The following is an 18,139-nucleotide window of genomic DNA, read 5'->3' on the forward strand; positions in this document are numbered from 1 at the left end:
CCCAAGGGCGAACGTCCGCTGCCCTGCTGGGCCTGGCCGCCCTCGTCCTGGCCTGCATACTGGCCGCCTGCTCCCTGGGAGGATCTGTCATGCCCGAATCCAACGACAAACTCAACAGCCAAGTACTCGAAGCCGCAACGAAGGGCACCGCTTTGAAGCTTGCCGATGCCACTGATTTCGAATGGGACCAGGCCGGCTTCGTGATGGAGGGGACCTTGGCCAAAGACATCGAAGCGGCTTTCGGCGAACCCATCACCAAGGAAAACCGCTATACGGCATCGCCGGCATTGTTCGTCTTCATGAAGGACGGCAAAGTTGCCAAGGCGGTCCGGATCGTTCCCGACGCGTTCATTGGATCCGAAGCCAAAAAGAAGTATGGCCGTGATGTGGTCCTTACGCCGCCGGACGGGCAGAAGGGTTTCCTGAGCTGGAGGGAGTCCTAAGCCCGCCAGTATCCCAAGGCGTCAATGCGGTGCTTGTCCACACCGAGCTCCTTGCGCAGATGTTTGACGATGGCCCTTGTGCTGGACGCTTCGCAGGCTACCCAGAAGAAGTCCTCGGATGCCGAGACCGCATCCGCCACAAGGGCGCGGCAGACCTCCTCCACCAAGGCGGCCCCGTCACGTTTTCGCGGAATCCAGGTGACGACGTCGGAGCCAGACGTGCGCACCTGGAGTGAGGTATCGGCGTCGTGCTGGTATTCCAACCAGGCCGTCACCGGCGCCACTCCGGGGGCACGTCGGTCCCGTTCGTCCAGCAGTGAGTTGATGGCGGGGATGGACGCGGGGTCCCCCACCACCCAGATGCGGCGCGGTGTGGGTTGCGGGAAGGTGAATAAGCTGCCCTGAACGGTGGCCTCGATGGTTTCGCCGGCTTGCACCGACCATGCCCAATCCGCCGCCACGCCATCGTGCATCGCGAAGTCCATGCTGAACGTGCCCGCCGCCGGGTCCGCGTTCACCACGGTGTAGGCGCGCTGGTGCGCTTTTCCGGAGTCGTCGAACCACAATCGGATCCACATGGTGGGGTGCAGCCCGCTGCGCCGCAGGAGTCCGCCGTCACGTACATGAATCCGGAGGAAATCCGGGGTGATCTCCTCGCGCCCCGTCACCTCCAGGGTGAAGTCCTTGGCGCCCATCACCTTGAGGACCACGCCTTCCCAACTGCGCTTCAAGGAACTCTCCTTCACGAATGGCCACGATTTGGTGCACGGAGCCAAAGCCACTTATCTTGAACTTAAGTAAGCCTAACCTAAGTATGAAAGTGAGCGAGAAGATGACGCCTGCCCCGACGCAACAATCAGGTCCGGCAGGCGGCCCCGGAACGTACCGGGACACGTGGGGAATCCCGCATCTCTGGGCCGGATCTGCCAATGAACTGGCCTTCCTGCAAGGCCGCAATGCCGCGATCGACCGGTCCTGGCAGATCGAATTGGAGCGCTGGCGATCCGAGGGGCGCACCGCGGAAGTACTTGGCGCAGACGCAGTGACCTGGGACCGGTTCGCCCGGCAGGCACGGCTGGATGACACCGCCCGCCGTTGCTTCGAGAACCTCGACGCCGACACCCAACGCTGGTGTGGCCAATACGTGGACGGCGTCAACCGCGCACTCGCCGACGGCCTCCGGGACAGCCCGGAATTCACCGAGTCCGGAAGCAGTCCCGAGCCGTGGAATCCCTGGACCCCCCTTGGCGTCTTCCTGGTGCACCACATCCTCTTTTCCACGTTCCCCAACAAGTTGTTCCGCGCCCACGTAGCGCGGACACTGGGCGACGACGCCGTCAGCCTTTTCAGCATTGAGGCGCCCGTCTGGTCCGGCAGCAACGCCTGGGCGGCCCATGGTTCGGCATCCGTGAGCGGTTTGCCACTAGTTGCCGGTGACCCGCACCGCCTCATGGAACTGCCCGGCGTGTACCAGCAGGTGCGGCTCGCCTGCCCGGAATTCGACGCCGTCGGGTTCGCGTTTCCAGGAGTTCCCGGCCTTCCGCACTTCGCCCAGACAGAGCACACCGCGTGGGCCGTCACCAACGCCATGGCCGACTACCAGGACCTCTTCGAGGAAGAGCTGCGCCGGGTCACCGACTACTCCGGCGAGCGCATCGAGGCCCGGGGCGCGGAAGGCTGGGAAACCGTCGTCGTGAATCTGGAGACCATTCACGTCCGCGACGGTGAGTCCGTGTCCGTGGACATTATTGAGACCGCCCGCGGACCGGTCATCTCCGAAACGCCCGACGGCGGCGCCCTGAGTTTGCGTTTCCCCGCACGGGTTGAGGGGCGGCTGGGCTTCGAGGCCCTCCTGCCGATGCTGCGGAGCCGGAGCGTCTCCGCGGTGGAAGCGGCCTTGGATGCATGGGTGGAGCCCGTCAACAGTGTGATTGCCGCCGATACGTCAGGAACCGTGACCCAGTTTGTTGCCGGGCTGGTCCCCCAGCGGAATCCTGCCAACCGTCGCCTGCCCGCACCCGCGTTTTCCGCCCGCCATGCGTGGGATGGCCAGTACGTGATCCTGCCCCGTTCCGAGGTGCAGAGGTTCGCCGTCAGCGCGAATGACCGGGCAGCGGGCGGCGGGGACGCCGTCGCCATGGAGTTTGCACCCGCATACCGCGCCGCGCGGATCCGCGAGCTGCTGGAGGAAGTCGAAGGGCCGCTCACCCCTGACCACATGCGGGCCATCCATATGGACACACTGCTGGGCCCATGGCCGTTGTTCCGGTCGATCCTGGCCGACCTGGACCCCGCCGAGCTGTCCGGCGAAGCCAAGGAAGTGCGCTCACGACTGCTTCGCTGGGATGGCCGGATGGACGCCGGCAGCCAGCCCGCCGCCATGTTTGCCGAGTGGCGGGGTGCGCTGGTCCAACGCTTGGCCAAGCACCCATCCCTCGCCTCGCTGAACAGTCCCACGGGGTATTCGTCCTTGTTCGGGCCGTGGTTGTCCGTTCCTGCCCGGGTCGGTTTCGCCCTTGAGACCCTGCTGCTCCGCATCGATGCGCGAGTGGAAGCGGCTGCAAGCCTCGAAGACGTAGCGCTGGAAGAGGCACCCCTGGACGGAGCCTCGTGGGGTGACCGCCATCAGCTGCTGCCCGTTCATCTCCTCCCCGGCTCCCTTGCCAAAGCCGCACCAACGGTCGGCCTCAGCGGCGACACCGGATGCGTCCTGTGCACCGAGAGCCTCCCGGGCGTGGATGACCGGAGCTTCCGCGGCCCCGTGGCCCGCTATGTCTGGGATCTGGCCGAACGCAGGAACAGCCGGTGGGTTGTTCCCTTTGGCGCAGCCGGAACGCCGGGCCACCAGCACTTTTCGGACCAGTTGCCCTTGTGGACGGCCGGGCAGCTCGCCCCGGTGGTTACCGGGTGGTCGGCCCTCGGCAAAGACGAACCCTGACACTTCTGCACCCAGTCGCACCCCGAATACCCAGCACCCGAAGGAAGACATGACCACCACCGCCCCGGACTTCTCCGCCCGCACCACCGTCTACTCCGATGAACTCGAAGGATGGGGTGCCCTGCGGATCGTCCCGCTGGTCCCCAACGAGGACATAGGACTTGTCTTCGAGTGGGTAACCCAGCCCCGCGCCAGGTTCTGGGGAATGACCGAGCACACCCGTGAGGAGGTCCTGGGCATCTACGAATTCCTGGACTCCCTGGAGACACACCACGCGTTCCTGGTGACCTTGGACGGGGAGGCGCTGGCGTTGTTCCAGACCTACGAGCCCCTGCACGACCCCGTGGGCGAGGCGTACCCCGCCCGCGAGGAAGACATAGGCATGCACCTGCTGCTGGCTCCGGCCACGCGCCCCATCCCGCACTTCACGCCACGGCTGGCAACCTCGCTGATCAAGTACATGTTTTCCCTGCCGGGCAAGGACCGGATCGTTGTGGAGCCCGATGCCCGCAACGCCAAGGCCCTGCGCCGCCTCGAAGCAACGTGCTTCGAGCTTGGACCCATCGTCCAGCTCGCGGAAAAGGAGGCACAGCTGGGTTTCCTCACACGGGCCGGTTTCGATGAAGTCCAGAACCGCGCCGCCCGCTAGCGCCAGACGAAACTCCACGTCCCGGCGCCCACGGCGGCCAGCACAGCACCCGCTGCGATGACCACTCCGCCAAGGACCACCCAGATATCCAGCACCGAGTACGTGGATTCGCGCGCCCACGTCCGCTGGCCGCCGCCAAAGCCCCGCGCTTCCATGGTCACAGCCAACCGCGAAGCGCGCCGGACAGCCTGGACCAGCAACCCGAAGCTTTGACCGAGGGTGGCTTTCACCCGCTGGAACGGGTTGCCTTGCGAACCGACACCCCGTGCACGGCGGGCCATGCCAATGGTCTGCCATTCTTCGGCCATGAGGCCCACCAAGCGCATGGCAGCGAGGGATCCCAGGACAAACCGGTGCGGCAGCTTCGCTTTCTGTGCCAAGGCATCGGCCAGGTCCGTGGGGTCGGTGCAGGTCATCAGGAGGATCGCCGGAAGGGCAATCGCCAAGCCGCGCAGCATGAAACCCAGCCCCAGCTCAAGGGAACCTTCGCTGATGGACCAGAGTCCGACGTCGAGCAGTACCGCGCCGCTGTCAGCCGCCACGATCGCTGTGCTCCAGCCACCAATCGCCGCAGCGATGATCAACGGCCAGGCCCGCTGCCACAAAAGCCGCAGCGTCAGCCCGGCAAGCGGGAACAGCGCCAGCTCGGCCACCAGCGCGGTAGTTGCCGAAACCCAGTCGATGGAGAGGGCCAACACCAGCGAGATGAGGAAAACCGCGGCGAACTTGGCCAACGGGTTCGCTGCGGTCAACAGGGCGTGGTTACCCCGCAGGTTCAATGCGTCCCTCATGCTGCACCGGCTTCCTGGCGGCTTGCTGCACGTGCCGCGGGGTTCAGGCGCAGCTCCGTGCCGCCGAGCACGTCGCTGAATTCCTGGTCGTGGGTTACGGAGACCACGGCTGTTCCGGCGTCGAGCAACTCCGAAAGGAACGATGCCAGCTCGGCCCAGGTGTTCGCGTCCTGGCCGAACGTGGGCTCATCGAGGACGAGGACTTTGGGATGCGCGGCGAGCACCGTGGCCACCGAAAGCCTGCGCTTCTCGCCGCCGGACAGCGTGTACGGGTTCGCGTCCACCAGGTGGGTGAGCCGCAACCGCTCCAGCAGTTCGTCCACGCGTTCCTCGCCGTGGCCCAGGTGTTTGGGACCAAACATCAGCTCGTCCAGCACCTTACCCGTGACGAACTGGTGCTCGGGTTCCTGGAATACGGTCCCGATCCGGGAAATCAGCTGATCGGCTTTCCACTTGAACGGGTCGATTCCGGCCCCTTCTGAAAGCTCGACGGCGGCACTCACCTTGCCGTCCACGGGCGCCAGGAGGCCGGCCAGCGTGAGTGCGAAGGTGGACTTTCCGGCACCATTCGGACCAGTGATGGTCAGCGCTTGGCCCGCCCTGACCTGGGCGCTGACGTCGGATTGCACAGGAACCGGAGGGATGGTCCGGAATCCCTTTCGGCGGGGCTTTTCCCGCGAGACCGCCACGTCCTGGGCAGCCAGAAGCAGTTGCGCGGCGGAGGTCTCAGTGCGCCGGGCACGGGTTGCCGGGACATATCCGGGAACCCAGACGCCCGCTGCCATCAGCATTGTGCGCGCCTCTGACAGGACCTGCTCCGGTGGCCCGTCCAACAGGACGCCCGGAGTGCCGTTACCGGCGGATCCTGGCTGCAACACCACAATCCGGTCCACCAGGTCCTTCCACACGGACACGCGGTGTTCCACCACAACAAGGGTGGCTCCGGTCTTGTCGAGGCAGCGGCCCACTGCGTCCCGCACCTCCAGGACCCCTGCAGGGTCCAAGTTGGCCGTTGGTTCGTCCAGCAGGATCAGCCCGGGCCGCATCGCCAAAATTCCCGCAAGCGCGAGGCGCTGTTTCTGCCCGCCGGACAGGGCCGAGGTCGGATGATCCAACGCGAGTCCGCCGCCGGCAGCGGTCCGCAACCCGACGTCGTCGAGCGCTTCATGGACGCGGGCCCAAATTTCCTCCCGCGGCACGGCCAGGTTCTCGGCGCCGAAGGCGACGTCGTCCCCCACCCGGGACAGGACAACCTGCGTTTCGGGGTCCTGCTGCATCAGGCCGGCGCGGCCGCGCTGCTCGCGGGGAGAAGCGCCGTCCAGCAGCAGCGAGCCGGTCTCGTCCGAGTCGTCTTCCTCGTCCCCCAACACCCCGGCGAGGGCATGCAGGAGCGTGGACTTGCCCGCACCCGAGGGGCCGAGCAGCAGTACCCGCTCCCCCGGTTCGATCCTGAGGTCAAGGCCTTGGATGGCTGGCGTGGCCCTGCCGGCGTGCCGCCATCCCCAGCCCTCGGCTGTGATGGCGGCAGGCCGGACGTGGCCGCCGCGTTCAATGACGGGCATCAGCTGAAGACGGGCTCCGAAGCGGCCTTGCGCGAAGCGAAGGAACTCAGGACACCGGTTTTCGCCAGGCCGCGGGTGGCAATCCATGACAGTGCACCCGCGATAATCGCCCCGGAGATCGTGGTGAACGTGATGTACGTGAGCTTGTCGATTGCCTCGTAGGCAATGTTCCAGCCCCAGGGAAGGAACGAGTCGTTGAGGCCGCAGAAGAGACCCGCACCTGCACCGGCAAGGAGCGAGGTGGGCAGGTTGAACTTCTTGTAGAGGAACGCGGCGAAGATGAGCTCCGCGCCAAGGCCCTGCAGGACGCCGGAGATCAGTACGGTGGTGCCGTACTGAGAGCCCATGATGAGTTCGCCCGTGGCTGCAACGGACTCGCAGAACAGGGCGGCACCCGGCTTACGGATGATGAGCATGCCCAGGACCGCCGGAATCATCCAACCGCCAGCGATCAGGCCCGTCAGCGGAGGATAGGCCGCGTTCATGGGGATGGATACCAGTGCGGCGCCTTGGGACCATGCCCAGAAAATCACGCCGCCGGCGATGGCGATCAATGCTGCCACCACAATGTCTACAACACGCCAGTTATAACTGGTCTTCTTCACGCTGACCGTGGTCATTTTTCTGCCTCCTGAGTTACAGGAGGGGAAAGTGCTCCCCGGATTCCCGGCCGGCCTGCGCCGCCCGGTTCCGGACACTCTGAGAAGCTCGACTCCCTTGCGCCGGTACTAACCGGATCAGGTTCGAGGGTCTGCGGCTGTCCGCACTCTCAGCGCCCTCGCGGCTCCCGCATCTCTGCAGGTTCCGACGGCGGCGCTCCCCTGTCGTTATTAAATCTGCCCTGCTGGGCTGGTTCAGTTTACACCTGTACTCCGCGGTGAGGACGGCCGCGCAGTCACAATCCGGCCCACCCGCACCGTTGCGAGGCCGGCTGAACACCCTTCTTCGGGCACATACCCTGCACACCGGGCCTCGCAACGGGACCTGAGAGAATGATCCAGCAACAACCACCGACGCAAAGGGGCACACTTCATGACGGACCAACCCGGCTCTGGCCTTCCAGGCAACGTTGACGTGGCGGAAGCACGCCTCGCCGCAAGCGTCATCCTGCTCCGGGATACCCCGTCAGGGCTTGAGGCGTTCGTCCAGCACAGGGTCAGCACCATGGACTTCGCCGCAGGAATGGTGGTTTTCCCGGGAGGACGTGTGGACCCTGCCGACCACTCGGGGTGGGATTACGCCCCCGGACTGCTCAGCAGCCATGCGGCGGACTGGCAGGCCAGCTCCATCGGTTCCGACGATGCCGCTACTAAAGCAGGGACCGTGCTCACCGCCGCGATTCGGGAGGTCCGTGAGGAAGCCGGGCTGAGCATCGACGCCGGTGACCTGCGCCCATGGGCCAACTGGATTACGCCGATCGACATGCCCAAGCGGTTCGACACCTTCTTCTACGTGGCCAGGCCCTCGACGGACATGGAGCCCCATCACCAAACAACCGAAGCGTGGCAATCCCTGTGGATGCCCGTTGCGGGAATCCTCGCGGCAGAGGCAGCAGGCACCCTGAAACTGATGCCGCCCACTTTCTACCTCCTCAAGGAAATCGCCGGATACGGGACCGTCGATGCCATATGGTCCGCCGAGCACACTGTCGTCCCGGTCCTGGCACCCGTAGGCTCCCTGGCCGCGTTCCTCGCGGAACGGGAAAGCCGCCGCTAGCGTTGCCGGTCCACGCGTTGCAGCTAGGCTGGTGGCATGAACCTCTTCTTCAAGCTGATCGGCGCCGGAGTGAGCCTCGGGGCGGGCTTCGTCGGAACAAAACTCGTCAACAAAGGGTGGGAAAAGGCCACAGGCAACAAGCCGCCCGTAGGCAACGATGACATGGAAACGAGCCTTCGCTCCGCCCTCACCTTCGCCCTGATCTCGGCGTTCGTGAGCACACTCATCCAGGTCCTGGCCAGCAGGGGCACCCAGCGTGCCATCGCCCGCTTCGCGAAGTCCCAGGACATCGTCTAAGGCATCACCGTTTGAAGCAACGCGGGGTCACTCCCGGCCCATAAATCCCCGTGGGATGGGCCGGAAGTGACCCCGCTTTGGCTTTAACCCTCAGGGTCGGCTTGTCCGGCTGCCGCCCTCTGAACGACGGCCTCAAGTTCGTCCTTGGTCAGCATCTCCCGATGGCCATGCTTGGTGCGGTACGCGGCCCGGCCCACCATATGGGCCGACACTGGCGCGGTGAGCAGCTGGAAAATCCACGCCACCAGCAGCACGGGCCACACCCACCAGGTCCGCATCTGCAGGCCGATCGCCGCCAGCATGAGGAACAAGCCCAAGACCTGCGGTTTGGTAGCAGCGTGCATGCGGCTCATCAGGTCAGGAAAACGCAGCAAACCAACCGCAGCGCCAAGGGACATCAGCGCTCCCACCACCAGGAACACGGCGGTCACACCATCGATGACGGCATCCACGCCGGTGGCATCAGGACTCATTGCTCTGTTCCCTCCGCTCAGCCACGAACCGGGCTACTGTCACCGAGCCAATAAAACCGATCACGGCCAGCGCTACAAGCAGCATCAGATTATTCAGGTGCCGGTTCACCGCCATGTCGATCGACAAGGCTGCCCCGAGAATGGCCAGCAACACGTCGGATGCCAAGACCCGGTCCAGCAACGAGGGACCAATCGCGATCCGCACGATGGCACCGGCAGCGGCCAGGCTGAGAATCACGGCCGTAACTATGAGGACGATTTCCTTCACAGGGCTGCCCCTTTCACGCCGGAACTGATCTCGGCTCCCAACGCCTGGACTTCCTCGCGGGTGCCCATGATCCGGATCAAGCCGGCTTCAATGTTCTGGACTTCCTGACGGATCTTTTCGATGTCAGCCTCTTGGTAAATGTTGAGCGCGTGCAGGTACAGCGTGGACGTCGACCGGTCCACTTCCACCACCAAAGAACCCGGAATCAGGGAGATGACGTGCCCTGTTGCCGTCACCATGAGGTCGGAATGGCTACGCAACGGAACGGCGACGACGGCGCTGCGCACCTTTGGCCCTTTGACCACAGCCAGGTACAGCACAAGGAAGCTCGCTGCCACCACTTTGGCGAGGAAGATCAGCGCGAACGGAATGGCGCGCAGTACGTTGAACCTGCCGCTGAGCTCAACCGGAGGCAGGTAGAAGAACTTTGCCACCAGCACCGCAATCAGAGCGCCGAACAACAGGTTGCCTGGACTGAAATCCCGCCACAGGGCACCCCAGACAATGACGAGCCAGATGAGCAGAGGCAGTTCAGTACGGAAGGAGTTCGGTTTACGGCTCATTTGGCACCATCCCTCTGCGGCAACGCCGGAACCTCCACCGAATCACCCAGGACAGAATGGATATAAGCCGAGCGGTCCAGCATGATCTCCGCTGATCCGTCCGCGAGGTGGAAGAGCGGCCCGGCAAACACCGTCAACGCCACCCCGAAAACCACCAGTCCCGCCGTCGAACCGACCATGGTCCGCGGGAGCACCCCAACGTTCCCGCTGGCCAACAGCACAGGATCCGGGTATTCAGCGTCCTCGGGCTTGCGCCAGAAGGCCCTGTTCCAGACCCTGGCGATTGCCAGCAACGTCAGCAGGCTCGTGACCACGCCGCCGACCACCAAAGTGATCGCCAGCGGGGTGCCCAGTTCCACGCCTGCCTGCAGGAGGCCCAACTTGCCAAGGAAGCCGGAGAAGGGCGGGATGCCCGCCAAATTCATGGCTGGAACGAAGAACAAGAGGGCCAGCAGCGGCGAGAGTTTGGCCAAACCGCCCAGCCGGTCGATGGACGAACTGCCGCCCCGGCGCTCGATAAGGCCGGTCACCAGGAACAGGCTGGTCTGCACCGTAATGTGGTGCGCCACGTAGAAGACAGCGGCACCCAGGCCGGCCACGGAACTCATGGCGAGGCCGAACACCATGTAGCCGATGTGGCTCACCAACGTGAAGGACAGGAGACGTTTGATGTCGCTTTGGGCCAACGCGCCCAAGATACCCACCACCATGGTCAGCAACGCCACCACCATCAGGGGAACGTTGAGGGTATCCCCCGGGAACAGCAACGTCTCCGTGCGGACCATGGCATAAACGCCCACCTTGGTAAGCAACCCGGCGAACACCGCGGTCACGGGGGCAGGCGCTGTTGGGTATGAGTCGGGAAGCCAGAAGGACAGCGGGAACACAGCGGCCTTGATGCCGAACGCCACCAGCAACATAACGTGCAGGAGGTTCTGGGTGCCTTGGTCCAATTCGGCGAGCTTTACCGCAAGGTCGGCCATGGTGATGGTTCCGGTGGCACCGTAAATCATGGCGATGGCCACCAGGAACAACACGGACGACACCACCGAGACAACCACGTACGTGACGCCGGCCCGGATACGTGGGCCCGTCCCGCCCAAGGTCATCAGGACGTAGCTTGCCGTGAGCAGGATCTCGAAGCCAACGTAAAGGTTGAAGAGGTCGCCGGTGAGGAACGCGTTGGACACGCCCGCCACCAGGATCAGGTAGGTGGGGTGGAAGATCGAGACCGGTGCTTCCTGGTCGCCGTCAGCCATGCCCTGGCCGGTGGCGTAGATCAACACTGCCAGGCTCACCACCGTTGAGACAACCAGCATCAGCGAGGAGAACTGGTCCACAACCAGCACCACACCCCACGGAGGCAGCCAACCACCCAGGGTGACGGACGTGGTACCGCCGTTCCATACGGAAACCAGGAGCAGGCACTCGAGCAGGAGAGTCACGCTGAGGATGCCGATGCTCACCGCCCGCTGCGCAGAGTGGTGCCTGATCAACAGGAATGCGAGAGCTGCACCCAGGATCGGCAGGAGGACAGCGAGCGGCGACAGGTTCGCGAGGTTCACGCGCTGCCTCCTTCCTGGGTGGTACTGGTGTGCGGCTTCTCCGTGGCTTCCGGATGGCTCCGGTCCGTCGTCGTGGTGGGTGTTACGGCGAACTCCGACGTTTCCAAAGGAACAATGGCGTCATCCTCGGCGTCGAAGCTCGGAGTCTTGGCCACGCGGACGTCCTCAAGGTCGTCCTGGATCTCGTCCTGGCGGGCCAGGACCCACGTCCGGTAGATGATGCCCAGCATGAAAGCGGTCACCGCGAACGAGATCACGATCGACGTCAGGATCAGTGCCTGCGGCAAGGGATCGCTGTAGGCCTCGGGGTTCGTTTCCTTGCTGAACAGGGGTGCCAGCCCTGCGTAGCCTCCGGTGCTCAGGATCAGGATGTTGGTGGCATTGGCCAGCAACATCAATCCCAACAGCACACGCGTCAGGCTGCGTTCAAGGATCAGGTAGATGCCGCAGGCGTAGAGCACGCCCATGACGATCAGCAGGGTCAGGTTGATGCTCATGCGGTACCTTTCCCGGATGCGGCCGATTCGGCTGCTTCTTGGGCCAGCCCGCCGGCGTCTTCCTCTGCCAGCGAATTTTGGCCTTCAAAATGTTCGTCGATCTCGGCGCCCAGACTGCGGAGGACGTCAAGGGCCAAGCCCACCACCACGATGTACACGCCAATATCGAAAATGGTCGAGGTGACGAACTTGATGTTGCCGAACACCGGCAGCCAGAACTCGATAATCGCGCTTTGGAAAACCTGCCCGCCCAGGAAGAGCGGAACGACGCCGGAGGCCGCCGCCGTCGCAAGACCCGTCCCCAAAAGGGTTCCGGCACTTACTGTCGCTGCCTCGCTCAACTCGAACCGTCCACCAGCCAGGTAACGGATGGTCAGGGCGAGTCCCGCGGTGAGGCCGCCCGCGAAGCCGCCACCGGGCAGGTTATGCCCAGCCAGGAGAAGGTAAAGGGAGAACACGATCATCGAGTGGAAGATCAGCCGGGTCACCACTTCGAAGATGATCGAACGCCGCTCCGGCGCCAAGGTGCGGCCGGCCACGAGCCAGGCGTCGCGGGTCACGCCGGTGAACTTTTTCGCCACGGCCAGCGTGGCATCGGCCCGGGAACCGCGTTCGACGCCGGTGCGGCGCCCCACGCTGCCTTCGGGCACCGCTTCGGAGGTCTTGATCCGGTCGCCACGGCTGCGGACGAAGATCAGGCTGGCGACACCCGTGGCCGCAATAGCCAACACGGAGATCTCACCAAAGGTGTCCCATGCACGGATGTCCACGAGGGTCACGTTGACCACGTTCAATCCCCCGCCGCCTTCGTAGGCCAAGCGCGGGAAATCCAGGGAAACAGGCGTTGCCACGCGGGCGCCCATGGCGTAGATCGCGACGAAGATCATGGTGATGCCGAACGCTGCACCGATGATCACACGGATCACCCTTAGCCTGCCTCCGGTCCTGTCCCGCAGCTCCGCGGGGAGGCTGCGCATGGCCAGCACGAAGGCCACCAGCACAATGGTCTCCACCAGCATCTGCGTCAGGGCCAGGTCCGGTGCACCCTGCAGCGCGAACATGAGGGCGATTCCGTAGCCCGTCACGGACACCATGAGCACGGCAAGGAAGCGCTTGTTGGCGCGAACGGCCGCAAGAGCTCCCACCACGATGCCCGCACCGGCCACTATCTGCAGCGGGGAATTGGGGTCGATGAAATAGATGCCCTCCGGCAAGGGCTTGTTGGCCATGATCAGCGCCGTGGCCGGGACCGCGAACGCGACCGTCAGGATGACAGCCAGGTAGAAGTACAGCGAACCACGCTGGGTACGGCCCGTGACCCACACGGCAATATCGTCCAAGGCGCCGATAGTGTTTTGGTAGGCGCGGTCGCCGTCCACCCAGTCCGGGACCAGGCCTTGGGCGCGGGCAACGAGATTGCGGCCGTAGAACATCGCGGCGCCGGCCGCGAACGTTATCGCGGTCAGGCCCAAAGCCGGGGTGACGCCGTGCCACAAAGCCAAGTGTCCGGCGTCGACCGCGTCCGGACGGTCGGCGAACAATGCCGCGTAAGGCTGGATCCACGTATCCACCGGCACGGGCCACACGCCGTAGGCGATCGTGAGCAGGCTCAAGATGGCGGGGGCTGCAAGAAATGCGGGTTTGATGGGCTTGAACGGTGTGGGCTCCACACCGGGCTTCGTGGCGAAGGCTCCCCACATGAACCGGGCACTGTAGGCGAAGGTGAGGATCGATCCCACCACCAGGCCAACCAGTATCCAGATACCCCACACAGGTGCGTCATGGCCTGTTCCGTAGTGGACGAATGCCTCAAAGACCGACTCCTTGGCCACGAAACCTGCCAAGGGCGGGACGCCGGCCATGGACGCTGCGGCGATTGCGGCCACAACACCCAATGCCCGCGAAGACCGGAAAACACCGGATAGCTTACGGATATCGCGGGTGCCGGACTGGTGGTCGATGATGCCCACCACCAGGAAGAGCGCCGCTTTGAACAGGCCGTGAGCCAGAAGAAGCCCGAGCCCCGCCAGCGCAGCATCGGGACGCCCGAGCCCCACCACCATGGTCAGGAAGCCGAGTTGGCTGACCGTGCCGTAGGCGAGGATGAGCTTGATGTCGGTCTGCCTGAGCGCCCGGTAACCGCCAACAAGCATGGTGGCCAGGCCAAGCCCCAGGACCACGGGCAGCCAGAACTGCGATTCGGCAAACCCAGGGGCCAAACGGGCCACAATGTAGATGCCCGCCTTCACCATGGCGGCCGCGTGCAGGTAGGCGCTCACGGGAGTAGGGGCAGCCATCGCGCCCGGCAGCCAGAAATGGAACGGAACCAGCGCCGATTTGGTCACCGCACCAGCCAGGACAAGCACGACGGCGGCAGCAACCGCCCCCTGCATGGGCCCGGCCATGAGGGACCCGGCTTGGTCCAGGATGGTTGAAATGCGGTACGTTCCCGCGGCCTGGCCCAGGATGATGAGGCCCACCAGCATGGCAAGGCCACCGGCTGTGGTGACCATCAGGGCTTGAAGCGCCGATCGGCGGGCGGCCAGACGGGTCCGGGCGTAGCCGATCAACAGGTAGGACAGGATGGTGGTGAGCTCCCAGAAAATGAAGAGCATCAGGAGGTCATCGGAGGTAACCAAACCGAACATGGCTCCCGCAAAGGCGAGGAGTTGGGCGCCGAATCCACCAAGATCGGGATCTTTGTCCTTGAAGTACCGGGCGCAATAGACCAGCACCAATGAACCCACCCCGAGGATCAGCAAGGACATCACCCATGCCAGGGGGTCCATACGGAACGCGAGCTCAAGCTTCAGCGTGGGTATCCACGGCAGGATCTCTTCTATGCCGCCGGTGGAATATGCGGATTCATACTGGAAAAGCAGCCACACGAATGCCGCCGCGGGAACCGCAGCCAGGACGTAGAACGCGTTCCGGCCCAATTTGCGGAAGATCAAGGGCGCCACAGTTGCCGCTACAAAGGTGATGGCGAGAACTGTGATCACTGTTTTCTCCGCAAAGTCAGGAACGAATTGTCAAAAGTTGGAGCAAGCGGTCATACGTCGGGTTCGGTTCATACAGTTTATCAAGGGGCACGGACAGTCATATCCACATAGGGTCTGTCATGCCAGCGCTGTTCGCGTGCTCCCGATAGCATTCAAGCTATGAACGCGGCTGCAGTTCCAGAAACCCACCCATCGTCCGAGCTCGCCTCCGGTCCCGTCGCGTCAAAGAAGGGCCAGATCCTTGCTTGGGCCTCCTGGGATTGGGGTTCGGCAGCCTTCAATGCGGTGATGACCACCTTTGTTTTCACCGTCTACCTGACATCGAATGCTTTCGGCGGAGAAGACGCAGCGTCGGCAGCGTTGGGAGCCGCCTTGGCGATCGCGGGCCTCGCCATTGCCCTGCTTGCTCCCGTGACAGGTCAGCGGTCGGATGCGGGCGGTCGGCGCAAGCTGTGGCTCGGGGTCAACACTGCCGCCACTGCGGTCCTCACGGCGCTGTGCTTCTTCGTCTTCCCCCGCCCGGAGTTTCTCTTGCTGGGCGTCTGCCTCATTGCACTGGCCAACATCTTCTTCGAGTTCGCAGGCGTCAATTACAACGCCATGCTCGCCCAGATCTCGACGCCGCGGAATATCGGCAAGGTCAGCGGCTTCGGTTGGGGCATGGGATACCTCGGCGGAATCGTGGCGCTCCTGCTGGTGCTCCAACTCTTTGTCCAGCCGTCGTTTGAATGGTTCGGTGCGTCCACCCAGGACTCCCTCAACATCCGGCTCGTCGCGATTTTCTCGGCACTCTGGTTTTTCATCTTTGCCCTGCCGGTCATGTTCGCGGTACCCGAAGTATCCGTGAAAAAAGCAACCGCCTCGCTGGGATTCTTCGCGTCCTACAAGTTGCTCATCCGGCGCATCGCGGCCATCTATCGGACCAGCCCGCACACCATCTACTTCCTGCTCTCCAGTGCCATCTTCCGCGACGGCCTGGCCGCCGTGTTCACCTTCGGCGGCGTCATCGCGGCGGGCACCTTCGGTTTTGAGCTCAAGGACGTCATCTTCTTTGCGATCTTCGGCAACGTTGTCGCAGCAGTCGGTGCCATCATCGGCGGCTTCCTTGACGACAGGATCGGTCCCAAGGCCGTCATCGTCCTGTCTTTGGTGGGCCTCCTCGTGGCAGGTACGCTCATCCTGGTCTTGGGCAACGGGGACTACGTGTTCTTCGGCAAAGACTGGCCGGGGTCCGCCACGTTCTGGGTCTTCGGGCTGATGCTTTGCTTGTTCGTGGGACCTGCCCAGTCATCCTCACGCGCGTATTTGGCCAGGCTTGCACCAGCCGGCGAATCCGGTGAACTGTTCGGCCTCTACGCCACCACGGGACGTGCCGTGAGCTTCCTGGCTCCTACGCTCTTTACCCTCTGCATCGCCATTGCCTCTCCCCTTGTTGCGGAGGGTCAGGCCCAACGTTGGGGCATCCTTGGGATCATGGTGGTTCTCCTCGCCGGGCTGTTGGTGATCCTGCCCGTAAAGCCGCCCGCGAAAGTGGAAATAGCTGTGGTGCCAGAGCGTTAACTACATAGGACCGGCGGAGGGACCGGTCCCCAGAGTTAGGGTGTAACTATGAATGTGGATGAGACTGAACTCCCGGGCCTTGGTGTCCGCAAGGATTTCGTCACGGCCTCCGGCCGGCGTATCGGCGTGGTGGAACTGCGGGAAGGTGAAACCCAACTCTTCGTCTCCACGTGGGACGACCCCGACACGTGCCAGGCGACCATACCCCTGACAGCCGATGAAGCAGCCGCCCTGGGCAACCTCCTCGGCGGCCAGCACATTGCCATGCGCCTGGCCGAAGCCCACCGCGAGGTCCCGGGCATCGTCACCCGGCAATTCTCCATTACCCCGGATTCGCCCTTCGTCAACCAGCCCATGGGCAAAGCCCAGGTTCGTACCCGCAGTGGCGTTTCCATCGTCGCAATCATGCGGGAAGGCGAGGTCGTCCCCTCGCCCGCGCCCGACGTCGTACTCCACACCGGTGACTTACTTGTAGCAGTCGGCACGCAGGAAGGTCTTGACTCAGCAGCCGACATCCTGCGTAACGGCTAACCCGGATGGATCCGCTGGCCCTAGCCCTCGTTGAACTGGGGGCCGTCGTCTTCTGCCTCGGTCTCCTGGCTCGGTTAGCGGGTCGGATTGGTATGTCGCCCATTCCGCTCTACCTCGTGGGCGGCTTGGCCTTCGGTGCCGGTGGGTTCGTCAAGCTGGACGGCATGCACGAGTTCTCGCACCTCTCCGGCGAAATCGGCGTCATACTGCTCCTGCTGATGCTCGGACTGGAATACACGGCTTCAGAGCTCGTTACCGGGCTGAGGCGCTCCTGGCAGGCTGGCGTCCTGGACTTCATCCTGAACTTCATTCCAGGAGCCGGCATAGCTGTCCTCCTAGGGTGGGGCCTGGTTGGCGCCATCGTCATGGGCGGCGTCACCTACATCTCCTCGTCTGGCATTGCAGCAAAAGTCATCACCGACCTGGGCCGCATCGGTAACCGCGAGACGCCGGTGGTGCTGTCCATCCTGGTGTTCGAGGACCTCGCCATGGCCATCTACCTCCCCATCCTCACCGCGATCCTTGCCGGCGTTGGCTTCCTGGGCGGATTGCAGACCGTGGGCATCGCCCTGGCAGTGGTCACGGTGGTGCTGGTGATCGCCCTCAAGCACGGCCACCGCGTATCCCAAGCAATCCACAGCGAAAACTCCGAGGTGTTCCTTCTCAACGTGCTGGGTCTCGCCCTCTTGGTAGCAGGCATAGCCTCGGCATTGCAGGTATCGGCCGCTGTGGGTGCCTTCATGTTGGGCATCGCGATCTCGGGGGCGACCGCCCACAACGCCGTCCGGATCCTGGAACCCTTGCGGGACCTTTTCGCGGCCATCTTCTTCGTGGCATTCGGGCTCAACACAGACCCCACGTCCATCCCACCTGTGCTCGGGTGGGCCCTTATCCTCGCCGTGGTCACTACCCTCACCAAGATGCTCACGGGATTCTGGGCTGCGAAACGTGCCGGCATCGCAGTGCCCGGCCGTTTCCGGGCAGGGGCAGCGCTGATCGCACGCGGCGAGTTCTCCATCGTCATCGCAGGCCTCGCCGTCACGTCCGGGGCAGTCCCGGGCCAGGTCGCCGCTCTGGCCACGGCGTACGTCCTCATCATGGCCATCCTCGGTCCGCTGGCGGCACGGTTCGTCGAACCCGTGGTCAAAGTGTTCCGCAAAACCCCAGGAGCCCCACCCCGCCGCCCCGACCGCGCCCCCGCCTAAGCCACCCCGCCCACCCTCCCCTCCCGCCGAGGGGCGACATCTCACCCCCACCCTCCCCCGAGGGGCGACGTCTCGACTG

Annotated in this window: 18 protein-coding genes and 1 riboswitch; of the genes, 8 read left to right on the forward strand and 10 right to left on the reverse strand. The window is 64.1% G+C overall.

The genetic code is table 11. The annotated features are described in order from the left end of the window. Positions 1-89 precede the first annotated feature (89 nt). Entirely contained in the window at positions 90-443 is a 354-nt protein-coding gene (locus LRQ04_RS04055) for a hypothetical protein (RefSeq protein ID WP_235517844.1), read from the forward strand. Here LRQ04_RS04055 and LRQ04_RS04060 read toward each other — a convergent pair. Continuing rightward, positions 440-1,174: a siderophore-interacting protein gene (locus LRQ04_RS04060; RefSeq protein WP_235517849.1), complete on the reverse strand. Its 735-nt coding sequence runs from the start codon at positions 1,172-1,174 to the stop codon at positions 440-442. The genes LRQ04_RS04055 and LRQ04_RS04060 overlap by 4 nt on opposite strands. A gap of 89 nt (positions 1,175-1,263) precedes the next feature. On the opposite strand from LRQ04_RS04060, the gene LRQ04_RS04065 reads away from it, so the two are divergent. Continuing rightward, on the forward strand, positions 1,264-3,381 hold the full coding sequence (locus tag LRQ04_RS04065) for a penicillin acylase family protein (RefSeq protein WP_235517850.1): 2,118 nt from the start codon (positions 1,264-1,266) through the stop codon (positions 3,379-3,381). A gap of 49 nt (positions 3,382-3,430) precedes the next feature. Further along, on the forward strand, positions 3,431-4,030 hold the full coding sequence (locus LRQ04_RS04070; RefSeq protein ID WP_235517852.1) for a GNAT family N-acetyltransferase: 600 nt from the start codon (positions 3,431-3,433) through the stop codon (positions 4,028-4,030). Here the strand turns inward: LRQ04_RS04070 and LRQ04_RS04075 are convergent. The 3 genes from LRQ04_RS04075 to LRQ04_RS04085 are packed head-to-tail and all read right to left on the reverse strand — an operon-like array spanning position 4,027 to position 7,003. Then, on the reverse strand, positions 4,027-4,821 hold the full coding sequence (locus LRQ04_RS04075; protein ID WP_235517854.1) for an energy-coupling factor transporter transmembrane protein EcfT: 795 nt from the start codon (positions 4,819-4,821) through the stop codon (positions 4,027-4,029). The two genes, LRQ04_RS04070 and LRQ04_RS04075, sit on opposite strands and share 4 nt — an antisense overlap. Next, positions 4,818-6,383 (reverse strand): ABC transporter ATP-binding protein, encoded by a 1,566-nt coding sequence (locus LRQ04_RS04080; protein WP_235517856.1) that lies wholly within the window; start codon positions 6,381-6,383, stop codon positions 4,818-4,820. Before LRQ04_RS04080 ends, LRQ04_RS04075 begins: the two co-directional genes overlap by 4 nt. Further along, positions 6,383-7,003, reverse strand: coding sequence for an ECF transporter S component (locus tag LRQ04_RS04085; RefSeq protein WP_235517858.1), 621 nt, complete (start codon positions 7,001-7,003; stop codon positions 6,383-6,385). The genes LRQ04_RS04080 and LRQ04_RS04085 overlap by 1 nt, the downstream gene beginning before the upstream one ends. A 76-nt stretch (positions 7,004-7,079) precedes the next feature. Beyond that, a riboswitch (TPP riboswitch) is annotated at positions 7,080-7,216 on the reverse strand. Positions 7,217-7,415: 199 nt separating this feature from the next. Here LRQ04_RS04085 and LRQ04_RS04090 point away from each other — a divergent pair. Together LRQ04_RS04090 and LRQ04_RS04095 are read left to right on the forward strand one after the other, a co-directional pair. Further along, positions 7,416-8,099 carry an NUDIX hydrolase gene (locus LRQ04_RS04090; RefSeq protein WP_235517861.1) on the forward strand — a complete coding sequence of 228 codons (684 nt, stop codon included), beginning with the start codon at positions 7,416-7,418 and terminating at the stop codon, positions 8,097-8,099. A gap of 36 nt (positions 8,100-8,135) precedes the next feature. Further along, a complete protein-coding gene (locus tag LRQ04_RS04095; protein WP_211713619.1) occupies positions 8,136-8,396 on the forward strand; it encodes a DUF4235 domain-containing protein in 261 nt (86 codons plus the stop codon). 83 nt (positions 8,397-8,479) lie between these two features. Here the strand turns inward: LRQ04_RS04095 and mnhG are convergent, their stop codons facing one another. The 6 genes from mnhG to LRQ04_RS04125 are packed head-to-tail and all read right to left on the reverse strand — an operon-like array spanning position 8,480 to position 14,764. Further along, positions 8,480-8,869, reverse strand: a complete 390-nt coding sequence (gene mnhG / locus LRQ04_RS04100) for a monovalent cation/H(+) antiporter subunit G (protein WP_235517862.1) — start codon at positions 8,867-8,869, stop codon at positions 8,480-8,482. After that, positions 8,859-9,137, reverse strand: coding sequence for a monovalent cation/H+ antiporter complex subunit F (locus tag LRQ04_RS04105; RefSeq protein ID WP_235517866.1), 279 nt, complete (start codon positions 9,135-9,137; stop codon positions 8,859-8,861). The genes mnhG and LRQ04_RS04105 overlap by 11 nt, the downstream gene beginning before the upstream one ends. After that, positions 9,134-9,700 (reverse strand): Na+/H+ antiporter subunit E, encoded by a 567-nt coding sequence (locus LRQ04_RS04110; RefSeq protein ID WP_235517867.1) that lies wholly within the window; start codon positions 9,698-9,700, stop codon positions 9,134-9,136. The genes LRQ04_RS04105 and LRQ04_RS04110 overlap by 4 nt, the downstream gene beginning before the upstream one ends. Continuing rightward, complete coding sequence (locus LRQ04_RS04115; RefSeq protein WP_235517868.1) at positions 9,697-11,265, reverse strand: Na+/H+ antiporter subunit D; 1,569 nt, start codon at positions 11,263-11,265, stop codon at positions 9,697-9,699. Before LRQ04_RS04115 ends, LRQ04_RS04110 begins: the two co-directional genes overlap by 4 nt. Beyond that, positions 11,262-11,762, reverse strand: coding sequence for a Na(+)/H(+) antiporter subunit C (locus LRQ04_RS04120; RefSeq protein ID WP_235517869.1), 501 nt, complete (start codon positions 11,760-11,762; stop codon positions 11,262-11,264). The genes LRQ04_RS04115 and LRQ04_RS04120 overlap by 4 nt, the downstream gene beginning before the upstream one ends. Next, positions 11,759-14,764 carry a Na+/H+ antiporter subunit A gene (locus LRQ04_RS04125; RefSeq protein WP_235517870.1) on the reverse strand — a complete coding sequence of 1,002 codons (3,006 nt, stop codon included), beginning with the start codon at positions 14,762-14,764 and terminating at the stop codon, positions 11,759-11,761. The genes LRQ04_RS04120 and LRQ04_RS04125 overlap by 4 nt, the downstream gene beginning before the upstream one ends. A gap of 159 nt (positions 14,765-14,923) precedes the next feature. Between LRQ04_RS04125 and LRQ04_RS04130 the strand changes: the two genes are divergently transcribed. The 3 genes from LRQ04_RS04130 to LRQ04_RS04140 are packed head-to-tail and all read left to right on the forward strand — an operon-like array spanning position 14,924 to position 18,060. Then, positions 14,924-16,324 carry an MFS transporter gene (locus LRQ04_RS04130; protein ID WP_235517871.1) on the forward strand — a complete coding sequence of 467 codons (1,401 nt, stop codon included), beginning with the start codon at positions 14,924-14,926 and terminating at the stop codon, positions 16,322-16,324. A 48-nt stretch (positions 16,325-16,372) separates the two neighbouring features. Next, complete coding sequence (locus LRQ04_RS04135; RefSeq protein WP_211713611.1) at positions 16,373-16,855, forward strand: cation:proton antiporter regulatory subunit; 483 nt, start codon at positions 16,373-16,375, stop codon at positions 16,853-16,855. A 5-nt stretch (positions 16,856-16,860) separates the two neighbouring features. After that, positions 16,861-18,060, forward strand: a complete 1,200-nt coding sequence (locus tag LRQ04_RS04140; RefSeq protein WP_235517872.1) for a cation:proton antiporter — start codon at positions 16,861-16,863, stop codon at positions 18,058-18,060. The last annotated feature ends 79 nt before the right edge of the window (positions 18,061-18,139 follow it).

Origin of the sequence: Paenarthrobacter sp. AR 02 (assembly GCF_021538675.1) — a bacterium.
Lineage (GTDB): Bacteria > Actinomycetota > Actinomycetes > Actinomycetales > Micrococcaceae > Arthrobacter.

Excerpts from the sequence above, each read along its gene's own strand:
- LRQ04_RS04120 (WP_235517869.1), bottom strand. The coding sequence starts at position 11,762 with ATGAGCATCAACCTGACCCTGCTGATCGTCATGGGCGTGCTCTACGCC.
- LRQ04_RS04080 (WP_235517856.1), bottom strand. The coding sequence starts at position 6,383 with ATGCCCGTCATTGAACGCGGCGGCCACGTCCGGCCTGCCGCCATCACA.
- LRQ04_RS04055 (WP_235517844.1), top strand. The coding sequence starts at position 90 with ATGCCCGAATCCAACGACAAACTCAACAGCCAAGTACTCGAAGCCGCA.
- LRQ04_RS04075 (WP_235517854.1), bottom strand. The coding sequence starts at position 4,821 with ATGAGGGACGCATTGAACCTGCGGGGTAACCACGCCCTGTTGACCGCA.
- LRQ04_RS04110 (WP_235517867.1), bottom strand. The coding sequence starts at position 9,700 with ATGAGCCGTAAACCGAACTCCTTCCGTACTGAACTGCCTCTGCTCATC.
- mnhG (WP_235517862.1), bottom strand. The coding sequence starts at position 8,869 with ATGAGTCCTGATGCCACCGGCGTGGATGCCGTCATCGATGGTGTGACC.
- LRQ04_RS04070 (WP_235517852.1), top strand. The coding sequence starts at position 3,431 with ATGACCACCACCGCCCCGGACTTCTCCGCCCGCACCACCGTCTACTCC.
- LRQ04_RS04085 (WP_235517858.1), bottom strand. The coding sequence starts at position 7,003 with ATGACCACGGTCAGCGTGAAGAAGACCAGTTATAACTGGCGTGTTGTA.
- LRQ04_RS04130 (WP_235517871.1), top strand. The coding sequence starts at position 14,924 with ATGAACGCGGCTGCAGTTCCAGAAACCCACCCATCGTCCGAGCTCGCC.
- LRQ04_RS04135 (WP_211713611.1), top strand. The coding sequence starts at position 16,373 with ATGAATGTGGATGAGACTGAACTCCCGGGCCTTGGTGTCCGCAAGGAT.
- LRQ04_RS04090 (WP_235517861.1), top strand. The coding sequence starts at position 7,416 with ATGACGGACCAACCCGGCTCTGGCCTTCCAGGCAACGTTGACGTGGCG.
- LRQ04_RS04095 (WP_211713619.1), top strand. The coding sequence starts at position 8,136 with ATGAACCTCTTCTTCAAGCTGATCGGCGCCGGAGTGAGCCTCGGGGCG.
- LRQ04_RS04140 (WP_235517872.1), top strand. The coding sequence starts at position 16,861 with ATGGATCCGCTGGCCCTAGCCCTCGTTGAACTGGGGGCCGTCGTCTTC.